Here is a 10570-nt window from a genome sequence, read left to right as displayed (position 1 = left end):
GTCAAGCTCCTATACGAAACCCCAGATCGCCTAGCGGTCTGGGGTTTCTTCTTTGCGCGGCGGAAAATGAATGCGGAAAGCAGGTTGGGTCAGGACTGCATATCGGATGATTATTTCTACATTATCCCCTTCTCTTGTTAAGGATTTATCCTGGCGCAGAAGATATATTGGCGCCATAAATCCAATAGTCAGGGGTGTGATATGAAATGGAATATTCGCAATAAAGTCCTGCTGTTATCCCTTATCCCTGCCTTTCTTACTGCGCTCGTCGTGCAGTTATTGGCGTTCTCCGAACAGCAATCACTGAGCGAACGCACGCTCGAGGAGACGCGGCAGACCTTGCTGAAAACGCGCAAGGACGAGCTGCTGAGCTACCTGGATATCGCCTTTGCCGCGATCAAGCCGCTCTACGACAGCCCCGATGCGCAAACACCCGAAGTCATAAAGCAAGCGGCGGATCGCTTGCGTGAGTTGCGCTACGGTGCTGAAGGCTATTTCTTCGGGTACAACGACAAGGGCGACCGTATCTTTCTTGCCGGAAAAGACGAGGGCAAGAACTTCTGGGATCTGCAGGATACCCAGGGCACTTACCTGATTCGCGAGCTCATAGCTGCGGCCAAGCGCGGTGGTGATTTCGTTACGTACTACTTTCCGAGACCCGGTAGCGACACGACCTCCTATCCGAAGCTGTCCTACTCCCGTTATCTGGAGAAGTGGGGTTGGACGGTAGGCGCAGGCTTTTATATCGATGGCGTCGACACGCTGATCAATGATCAGTTGAAGCAGCAGCAAAAAGCGCTGGATGAGTTGCGCCTGAAGCAGTGGTTGACCCTGGCTGTTCTCTTGTCCGTCCTGGCGGGTGTGGCTGTATGGGTGGCCGCGTCGATCGTGAGGCCGATACGTCAGCTTACGAGCAGTTTGCAACTGCTGGCTTCGGAGGAGGGTGACCTGGCTCATCTTCTGCCTGTCGATGGCAACGAAGAAACGGCTTCGATGGCCGGTGCCTTCAACCTTTTTGTCGGCAAGATCCGTGACATGATTCTGGAGCTGACACGTTGTGTGCATGCTCTTCAGGAGCGTAACGAGCAACTGCGTCTCAGTACCCAGCAAGCCGCCGATGCTCTGGTGCGGCAAACCGCCGATGCCGAGCATGTCACCCATGCGATGGATCAGATGGCCCTCGCGACCCACAACGTCGCCGAATCGGCGCAAAGTGCCGCTCAGCTCACGCGTGATACCGATGATCAGGCCCGTGCCATGCAGCTCAACGTCGACGAGACCATCGAGGCGATCAGTGGCCTGGCCGGTGATATCGAGAAGGCAGCCGAGGATATCCAGACGCTTGGCAACGATGTGGAGTCCATCGGCTCCATTCTCGATGTGATCCGCGCCATCGCAGAGCAGACCAATCTGTTGGCATTGAACGCAGCGATCGAAGCCGCTCGTGCGGGTGAGCAGGGACGAGGCTTTGCTGTCGTCGCTGACGAAGTGCGTTCGCTGGCTTCTCGTACTCAGCAGAGCACGCAAGAAATCCAAGCCAAGATCAGTCAGTTGCAACAAGGTGCGCGTGCTGCTGTGGCGACCATGCAGGGTAGCCTCAAGGGTAGCGAGGCAGCGGTGGCCAAGGCCAACGGCACGGGGCAGATCCTGGCTGGCGTGAGCCAGGCGGTCTCGGATATTACCGGTATGAACAATCAGATCGCGACGGCAGCCGAAGAGCAGTCGAGCATCGGGGCTGAGGTGAACCAGAGCGTTGCGCAGATCTCGCGTCATATCAGCGAGACGCAGAGCATGACCGCGCAGAACAATGACATGAGTCGCGATCTGGATCGCCTGACGCGTGAACTGGATCAGTTGATCCGTCGCTTCAAGGTCTGAGCCGTCGCTGGCCCTGATGTTCAGGGCAACGCTCCGATATATACGCCAGGCCTCTCTGAGAGTCCTGCGCTCGGTTAGAATGGGCCTCCCCGTGTGGAGGCTCCATGGCCGAATCGCCCCATGACATCTCATTGTCCTCGCTGCCGATAAGCGCGCTCGTCGCCTGCCACGAGTGCGATTTGGTGATGCGCAAGCCTCACCTGAAGGATGGAGAAAGCGCGCAATGCCCACGTTGTGGTTATGAGCTCTTCAGTCACCGTCACCATGTGGTCAGGCGTAGCCTGGCGTTGGTGCTGACGGCTTTACTGCTCTACGTGCCCGCCAACTTTTTGCCAATCATGCAACTGAACCTGCTGGGTCAACGCTCGCAGGACACCGTCTGGAGTGGTGTACTCGGTCTGTATGAGAGCGGCATGCAAGGCATTGCCGTGGTGGTGTTCCTCTGCAGTATGGCCGTGCCGTTGCTCAAGCTGTTGTGCCAGTTGCTGGTATTGCTGAGTATCCGTCTGGATTTGGGGCGTAGTTACGGCTTGTTGCTGTACCGGATCTACCATCACCTACGCGAGTGGGGAATGCTCGAGGTCTATCTGATGGGCATTCTGGTAGCAATGGTCAAACTGATGGATCTCGCTGACCTTAGTCTGGGCGTTGGTCTGTTCTGCTTCGTCGCACTGTTGCTGGTGCAGGTCTGGTTGGAGGTGACGATGTCACCACACCAGATCTGGGCAGCCCTTTCCGGGGAGGACGTGCATGCGTGCGATTGATGCCGGCTTGCTGATTTGCCACGAGTGCCATCAGCTCAATCCCGAGGAGCCTGAGGCCGAGCACCAGTATTGCAGCCGTTGTGGCGGGCAGGTTCATGCGCGCCGACCGAACAGCCTGGTGCGCACCTGGGCCTTGCTGCTGACTTCGGCGCTGCTCTATATCCCGGCCAACCTGTTGCCGATCATGACGGTGAACAGTCTGGGCAAGGGCTCGCCCGCCACCATCATGGGGGGGGTGGTCGAGTTGCTTCATCACGGTATGCTACCGATCGCCGCCGTGGTGTTCATTGCCAGTATTCTGGTGCCCACCTTCAAGTTGGTGGGCATCGTCCTGCTGCTGTATTCGGTGCAGCGTCATCAGCCGATGTCGGCGCGCCAGCGCATCATCATGTACCGCTTCATCGAATGGATCGGCCGCTGGTCGATGCTCGACATCTTCGTCATCGCCATTCTGGTGGCCGTGGTTAATTTTGGCAGCCTGGCCAGCATCGAAGCTGGAGCGGGTGCTGCCGCCTTCGCCAGTGTGGTGATCCTGACCATGTTGGCTGCACTGACTTTCGACCCTCGCCTTATCTGGGATAACACGGAAACCGATCATGACTGACCTTCCTCTGGCCAAGACGCGTCCCGCTTCGAACTGGTCGGCCATTTGGGTGTTGCCCCTGATCGCCTTGATGATCGGCGGCTGGCTGGCCTGGCGTGCCTACAGCGAAGCCGGTATTCAGGTGGAGTTGGTGTTTGCCAGCGGGGAAGGCATTCAGGCTGGCAAGACCGAGCTGATGTACAAGGGCATGGCGGTCGGCAAGGTAACGGCCATCAGTCTGGACCCATCGGATGACAAGCGCGGTGTGTTGGCGCAGGTCGAGGTGAACAAGGAAATCGAGCAGTTCCTGCGCAAGGAGACTCGTTTCTGGCTGGTCAAACCCAATGTCAGTCTGGCCGGTATCAGTGGTCTGGAGACGCTGGTTTCCGGCAACTACATTACCTTCAGCCCCGGCGAAGGCGAGTCGGCGCGCAGCTTTATCGCCTTGGATCAGGAGCCGCCGATGGGCGACGACGTTCCGGGGCTGCACATCACGTTAAAGGCCGACCGACTGGGCTCGCTCGATCGTGACAGCCCGGTGTTCTATCGACAGATTCAGGTCGGGCGGGTCAAGAGTTACACCTTGGGCGATGACCAGAACACAGTAGAGGTGAAGGTGTTCATCGAGCCTGCTTACGCGCATCTGGTGCGCAAGCACACGCGCTTCTGGAACGCCAGCGGCATCAGCGTCGATGCAGACCTGTCCGGCTTCAAGCTGCGCAGCGAGTCGCTAGCCAGTATCGTCGCCGGGGGTATCGCATTCGCCACGCCCGAGCACCGTAAGGACAGCCCGCCCACCGACCCTGCGTTACCGTTTCGTCTTTACGAGAACTACGACGAGGCCCAGGCGGGTATCAAGATCGTCGTTACGCTCAGCGACTTCGAAGGCTTGCAGGAAGGCCGTACGCCGGTGATGTACAAAGGCATCCAGGTAGGCTCGCTGAAAACCATGAAGGTCGACCGCGATCTGAAAAATGCCACGGCCGAGCTGACCATCAACCCGCAGGCCGAGGAATACCTGGTAGAGGGAACGGATTTCTGGGTGGTCAAACCCTCCATTTCTCTGGCCGGCATCACCGGTCTCGAGGCGTTGGTCAAGGGTAACTACATTGCCGTACGTCCCGGTGAGAAGGGCAATCCGCCGGCACGCAATTTCGTCGCCCGCAGCAAGGCTCCGCCTCTGGATCTGGGGGCGCCAGGCCTTCACCTGGTGCTGTTCACCGATCAACTGGGCTCCATCGAGGTCGGCAGTCCAGTGCTCTACAAGCAGATCAAGGTGGGCTCGGTGCAGAGCTATCAGCTGGGACGCGATAACCGCCAGGTGGTGCTGGGCGTGCACATCGAGCCGGACTACGTGCACCTGGTGAACACTTCCACGCGGTTCTGGAACGCCAGCGGCATCACGCTCAAGGGCGGGTTGTCGGGCGTCGAGGTCAAAAGTGAATCCCTGCAGACGCTTTTGGCAGGCGGCATTGCCTTTGAGACGCCGGATCTGCAAGCCGCCAGATCCGACCGTCAGGTGCAGCGCTTCGCGTTGCATGCGGATCGCGACAGCGCCTTGCAACTGGGCAAGCAGATCACCATCCGCGTGGCCGATGGCGATGGCCTGCAACCCGGCACACTGCTGCGCTACAAGGGGCTGGAGGTCGGCAAGGTCGAGAATCTGAGCCTGAGCGATGACCTGCAGACGGTGATCCTGAATGTACGGATCACCCAGGCAGCCGATCAGATCACCCGTGAGGGGACGCAGTTCTGGGTAGTGAAGCCGGAGCTGAGCCTGACGCGGGCCGCGAACCTCGGCACGCTGGTCAGTGGCCAATACCTGGAAGTGCAGTTGCCGGCGCAGAAAGGCGCCCGCCGTACCGAATTCACCGCGCTGGCCAGTCCGCCGAACCAGGCGGTGCGCGAGGAGGGTTTGCACCTGGTGCTGAGCACGCCACGTCGGGGGTCGATCAAGCCGGGTGTGATCGTCAGCTACCGCGAAGTGCCGGTGGGCAAGGTGGTGGATTTCGAACTGGGGCCGACCTCGGATCGTGTATTGATCCACGTACTGATCGAGCCGCGCTATGCGCCATTGGTACGCTCGGGCAGCCGCTTCTGGAATGCCAGCGGTATCGGTGTCGACGCTGGGCTGTTCAAGGGCGTCAAGGTGCGTACCGAGTCGCTGGAGGCGTTGCTCGAAGGAGGCATCGCCTTCGCCACGCCGAACAACCCGGAGATGGGCGGGCCGGCTCAGCCGGGGCAGACGTTTGCACTGTTCGACGAGCCGCAGGAAGCCTGGATGCAATGGGCGCCTAAGATCGTGCTGGAGCAGTAAGACAGTCATAGAAATGAAAGGGGCCGCAGTGAGCGGCCCCTTTCATTTTGGCGGCTATAAAAGCTCGCGGCTAAAGCCCCTCCCACGGTCATGGTATCCGTAGGAGCGGCTTCAGCTACGATGCGTTCAGGCCGGCTCGGTGGCTTCTTCCTGCTGAGGCGCTTGAGCCTTGGCATTCTCGCGTGGCTTGATGAACTTCCAATCCGCCTCGTCGATGTAGATGCCGTTGGGGCCGCTGCCGCCTTCCAGGTCGATGGCCACGTGGGCCGAGACCTGCGGCTTCACCGAGGCCAGGATCGGCACGAAGCCGAGCTGCAGGCTGGTTTCGATCAGTGCCTGCTGGTTACGCTCGTCGATGTCCGCTGCCTCGTCGAGGTAGTAGGGCAGGCGCACGCGACCGGCCTGTTCGCGATCCATCAGGTGCAGCAACAGGTACATGTTGGTCAGCGCCTTGATGGTCATGGTGGTGCCGTTGCTTGCTGCGCCATCGATGTCGGTGTGGATGATCGGCTGGCCATGCACCTTGGTGATCTCGAAGGCCAGTTCGAACAGATCCTTCAGACCCAGCTGGTTGCCGTTAGCGGCGACCAGGCGCGACAGGTAGTCCTTGGCTTCTTCGTTCTTGGCATCCTGATCGGCCGATTGCGACAGGTCGAACACCGACAGGGTTTCGCCTTCCTCATACTGGCCGGCGCTGTGGATGATCTGATCGATGTGGCGCAGGGCTTCCTTATTCGGCGCCAGGACGATACGGAAGCTTTGCAGGTTGGAGACCTGGCGCTTGTTGATCTCGCGGTTGAACAGCGCCAGTTGATGTTCCAGGTTGTCGTAGTCGCTGCGGATATTGCGCAGGGTACGGGCAATATCGGTGACCGCTGCACGGCGCGCCTTGGCCAGCGTCAGTGCCTCGTCCTGGCGGTGGGCGTAGGCGTTGACCAAGAGTTGCAGGCGGCGTTCGACGTCGTCCTCGCTGTCGAACTTGGCCACGCCCTTGAGGCGTACCTGGGCGTAGAGCGCTTCGATCTGGCCGTCGATGCGCTGCAGTGCCTGCCAGGTGTCCTGGTAGTCGTTGAGCAGCGGCAGCAGGTTGTCCAGCGAGTCGTCCACAGGCTCCATGAACGGCGTGCCGAAGGGCAGGTCGGCCGGCAGCAACTGGCGGCGACGCAGGGCGTCTTCCAGGGTGCGTTCCTTGGCTTCCAGATCGGCCAGTTGACGGCCAACCAGTTGCAGCTTGGCGGACAGTTGCTGCACGCGCTCGGCGAAGGCATCGCTGGCGCGCTTGAGTTCGTCCTGCGCGCCTTCCAGTTCGGCCAGGCGCTCCAGCTTCTGCGGCTCCTCGGCGGCCAGGGTCTGGCTCTTGCGGAAGTCTTCCAGGGCCTTCTGCGCATCCAGCACGGCCTGGTACAGCGTCTCGGCCTGGGCCTTGCTGGCGGCGCGGTCGGCGGCGACCGACTGCTGGGTCTTGAGCTGCTTGAGCTCGCGCTCCAGGCGATCTTTCTGGTCGCGCAGGGCGGCGCGGTCGGCCAATGCCTGCAGCGCCGGTGGCTCGATATGACTGAGGTCGATGGACAGGCCCGGCACGGCGAAGTTGTCGCCCTTGAAGCGATCCAGCACCGCTTCGACCGCCTTGACCCAATCGTCGCCGTCGGCCTGGATGCCTTTCTCGCCGAGCGGCAGGCTGAACAGCTGGCCGTTGAACAAGCGCATCAGGCGATCGACATCGGCCTGGCTGAATTCCTCGCGCAGGCGCGAGTAGCTGTTGTTGTCGGCATGATCGAGTTGCTGCTTGACCGACTTGAGGCGTTTTTCCAGATCGCGCAGACGCTCGTCCAGGTCTTCGCTGGAGAACTGACGGGACTGCGCCAGGGCGCCGGCCAGTTCGTCGTGGGCGTCCTTGGCGGCGAGCAGTTGCTCTTCCAGCACCTTGGCATCGTTGACCAGGGCGAAGCGGTTCTTCAGCACGGAAAGCTCGCCGAGCCAGCGCTGGATCTCGCTGATCTCACGCTCCAGGCGCATCAGCTCACTGGTGCCGCCGCGCTGCTCGTTCTGCAGGCCATCCTGCTCGTTGCGGTAATGCTCGGCCTGGATCACCAGTTCTTCCTTGCGCGCATCGGCGTAGTCGTGCCAGGTGCCAAGCAGGTTGTCGAGCAGCGGCGAGAGGCGGTGCAGCTTGCCGCGCAGCACTTCGCGTTGAGTCACGCCGGCCGCCAGTGCCTCGATCTGTGGGCCGGCAGTCACCAGCGCCTGGTAGTCCTGCTCCATACGGCGCACATCGCGGAAGGCTTCCTCGGTGGCGGCGATGTAGTCGACGCTGCCTGAGCGCAGGCTGTGCTCGAAGGCATCGAGGAACAGCTGCTTGAGCTTGGCGGCGGTAATCTCGCGCATGTGCAGCAGGTTGATGAACAGCGCGCGGAAGGTCTTCAGGCTCTGCTCGCTGGTCGAGCGCAGCGGGATCAGGGTCAGATCCAGCGGGATGCTGGTGTGGCCGCCGACCAGCAGGCGACGCAGTTCGTCGGGCTTGAGCTCGTAGGCGGTGATGCCGGCCTGGCCGAGGTTCTTGAACAGCTCGCGCTGACGCAGGCAGGTGCCGTTCTGCTGATAGTGCTCCAGATCCAGCTCGCCGGCGTAGGCGAAGAACTGGTGGCCGAAGCCGCCCCCCGGGCCGCGACCGGCCACGCCGATCACGTGCGGGCCATGGGGCAGGGCGACTTCGACGAGGATGTAGCTGGTGTCGCTGGCGAAGTAGAACTTGCGCGAGGCTTCCAGGCTGTACTTGCCGAAGCTCATGTCTGACATGCGCGCCAGGATGGGGAACTGCAGGGCGTTGATCGAGGCGGATTTACCCAGGTTGTTGGCGCCGTAGACCGACAGCGGGTTTTCCAGCGGGAACAGGCCGAGGCTGTAGCCGGCGGTGTTCAGCAGGGCGAAGCGGCGGATGCCGAAGCGTTCCTGGCTCATGCGTCCATCTCCTGTGCGGCGCGTTCTTCAGCCATGGCGCGGGCCAGGGCGTCTTCCTCGGATTCTTCGACGTCCATGGCTGCGAGCGGATCGGCGTCGCCGTCATCGTCCAGCAGCACCGGCGCCGGCAGCGGCAGGTCACTGCTGTGCAGGCTGGCGGCCAGGTCACGGTCATGCTGCACCGACAGGCAGACGTCGAGGAAACGGTGCATCGGCGGCAGGAAACGGTACACACCGTTGCTGTCCTCGGCGAAGCCGAGCTGGATGAGGCGGCGGATGATCTTGTCTTCCAGCTCCTCGACGGTGGTGACTTCGGCCTGCAGGAACAGATCGCGGTACTTCTCCAGCAGCGCCGGCAGCTCGTCACGGCCGATGCTGCCGCCGTCGAGCACGGAAAGCGGATCGCGGCCCTGGTCGGCCAGGTGCTCGACCAGAATGAAGGTGAACAGCGCCAGACGCTGGGCGGTTTTGTTCACCTGCGGCGCCACCTGCTCGGGGACGAAGTAGTAGAAGCCGCGCGGATCACAGACCAGCTCGAAACCGAGGGCGCGGAACAGCGCCCGATACTGATCCTGCATGCTCGACAGCTGGGCGTAGCACTCCGGCTCGCTGCGCGAGATGTGGTAGCCCTTGAACAGGTCGCGGAAGGCCGCCGCGAGCTGGGTCATTTCTTTCAAATCAATGTTCATACGTCGTGCTCACGGGCAAGCGTAGGGTGGACGGCGCTTTATCCGTCCACCGCATGGCAATCAACAAGGTGGACAAAAGCAGGCGCTGGCTGCGCGCCCCGATCCACCCTACGTAAAAATCAGGCACTGGGGCGACCCACCAACGCGTAAGAGCTGATGCTGATTTCATGCTCGCGGGTCAGGTAGGTCTGACGCTCCAGACGGTCGCGCTGGAAGCGGCCTTCACGCGACAGGCGCGAGAACCAGTAGAGCAGCTCGTCGGTGGCGCCTTCCGGTTCCTGCTCCAGCAGCCAGGTCATCAGATCCGGCAGCGGCAGGGCCTGTTCGCAGCGCTCGATCATTTCCCGCGCGGTCTTCGGTGCCTTGGGCGCGCCGCCCTTGCGGCTGCCACTGGCCTTGGGGAAATGCGCCGGCTTGGCTTCGAAGCGCGCCAGGGCGTAGACGTAGGCCTCGACCTGGCTGGCCGAACCGAGGAAGTTGCTCTGCGGCCGGGTGAACAGCGGCATGGCTGCCTGCGGCACGGCGTCGATGCCCTTCTTGCGGATCACCGACAGTGCCAGGGCGGCGCCGCGGGTCACTGCGTTGTGCCGCCGCGCCTCTTCGCGCAGCGGCAGCAGCAGCTCGCGGGCCTTGCGCAGGGTCAGCTGGGCGGTGGTCTGCATTTCCAGGATGCGCGCGTGAGTACGCAGCAGCAGGTCGTCGTCGACCAACTGGCCGAGGCGCTGTTGATCGCCGAGCAGGCGCAGCAGCACCTGTTCGACGCGGCGCACGCCCTGCTCGAAAGCGCCGTCGGCGGCGACCAGTTGAATCATCGGCTCGACGTATTCGTCCCAGGTGGCCAGCACCTCGGCGTAACGTTGGCGCAGGGGAATCTGCCGGTCGCTGGTCTTGGCCCGGTCGGCCACGCTGACCAGCGCCTGTTCGTCGTTGGCCAACTTCTTCAGTACATCGCGCACGCGCATATCGAGCAGGCGCAGTTGGCGCGCCAGGTCGTTGGCGTCGCGCACCTCGAAGGCGTCCTGGATATAGCCAGCCAGGCGTTCCAGGTGGCGCAGGTAGGCTTCGATCTCCAGACACAGGCCGAGGCGGTGCTCGCGGCGCAGGTAGGCGAGAAAGTCGTGGATCTGCGCATTGAGCTCGAAACGGTTGGGGCTCTTGGCCACCGGCACGAGGATGTCCAGACGAATCCAGGTGTCGAGCAGGGCAGTGGTGTCGCTGGGCGTGGCGTCTGGCAACTGCGTGGCGAGCTGGCCGCGCAGCTCGACCAGACTCAGGGTGCCGGCGTCGAAACGCTCGCAGAGCGGTTCGAGCAACGTCCAGTGTTCGGCGAGGGCGCGCAAAACGCGCTTGGGATCGATCATCGAGGCGCCGGGTTCCAGGC

7 protein-coding genes and 1 pseudogene are annotated in these 10570 nt (G+C 62.0%); 5 read left to right on the top strand and 3 right to left on the bottom strand.

Features of this window, described 5'->3' with window-relative positions:
- Positions 1-201: 201 nt before the first annotated feature.
- From ACODS1_RS21850 to ACODS1_RS21830, 5 genes and pseudogenes are all read left to right on the top strand, one after another.
- Positions 202-1023, top strand: a pseudogene (locus ACODS1_RS21850) (cache domain-containing protein); the annotation flags it as partial.
- A 12-nt stretch (positions 1024-1035) separates the two neighbouring features.
- On the top strand, positions 1036-1878 hold the full coding sequence (locus ACODS1_RS21845; RefSeq protein ID WP_416340232.1) for a methyl-accepting chemotaxis protein: 843 nt from the start codon (positions 1036-1038) through the stop codon (positions 1876-1878).
- 104 nt (positions 1879-1982) lie between these two features.
- Positions 1983-2642 (top strand): paraquat-inducible protein A, encoded by a 660-nt coding sequence (locus tag ACODS1_RS21840; RefSeq protein WP_489087304.1) that lies wholly within the window; start codon positions 1983-1985, stop codon positions 2640-2642.
- Entirely contained in the window at positions 2629-3246 is a 618-nt protein-coding gene (locus ACODS1_RS21835; protein WP_489087303.1) for a paraquat-inducible protein A, read from the top strand. The genes ACODS1_RS21840 and ACODS1_RS21835 overlap by 14 nt, the downstream gene beginning before the upstream one ends.
- Positions 3239-5542 carry a PqiB family protein gene (locus tag ACODS1_RS21830; RefSeq protein ID WP_489087302.1) on the top strand — a complete coding sequence of 768 codons (2304 nt, stop codon included), beginning with the start codon at positions 3239-3241 and terminating at the stop codon, positions 5540-5542. The genes ACODS1_RS21835 and ACODS1_RS21830 overlap by 8 nt, the downstream gene beginning before the upstream one ends.
- Before the next feature lie 126 nt (positions 5543-5668).
- Here the strand turns inward: ACODS1_RS21830 and mksF are convergent, their stop codons facing one another.
- The 3 genes from mksF to mksB form a co-directional block, all read right to left on the bottom strand.
- The gene (mksF, locus tag ACODS1_RS21825) at positions 5669-8500 is read right to left on the bottom strand and encodes an Mks condensin complex protein MksF (RefSeq protein ID WP_489087301.1); all 2832 of its coding nucleotides are present in this window, start codon (positions 8498-8500) and stop codon (positions 5669-5671) included.
- Positions 8497-9189: an Mks condensin complex protein MksE gene (gene mksE, locus ACODS1_RS21820; protein ID WP_489087300.1), complete on the bottom strand. Its 693-nt coding sequence runs from the start codon at positions 9187-9189 to the stop codon at positions 8497-8499. The genes mksF and mksE overlap by 4 nt, the downstream gene beginning before the upstream one ends.
- 119 nt (positions 9190-9308) lie before the next feature.
- Positions 9309-10550 carry an Mks condensin complex protein MksB gene (gene mksB / locus ACODS1_RS21815; RefSeq protein WP_489087299.1) on the bottom strand — a complete coding sequence of 414 codons (1242 nt, stop codon included), beginning with the start codon at positions 10548-10550 and terminating at the stop codon, positions 9309-9311.
- Positions 10551-10570 lie beyond the last annotated feature (20 nt).

Source organism: Pseudomonas sp. FG29 (assembly GCF_057809355.1).
This window is presented reverse-complemented; position numbering and strand designations above follow the sequence as displayed.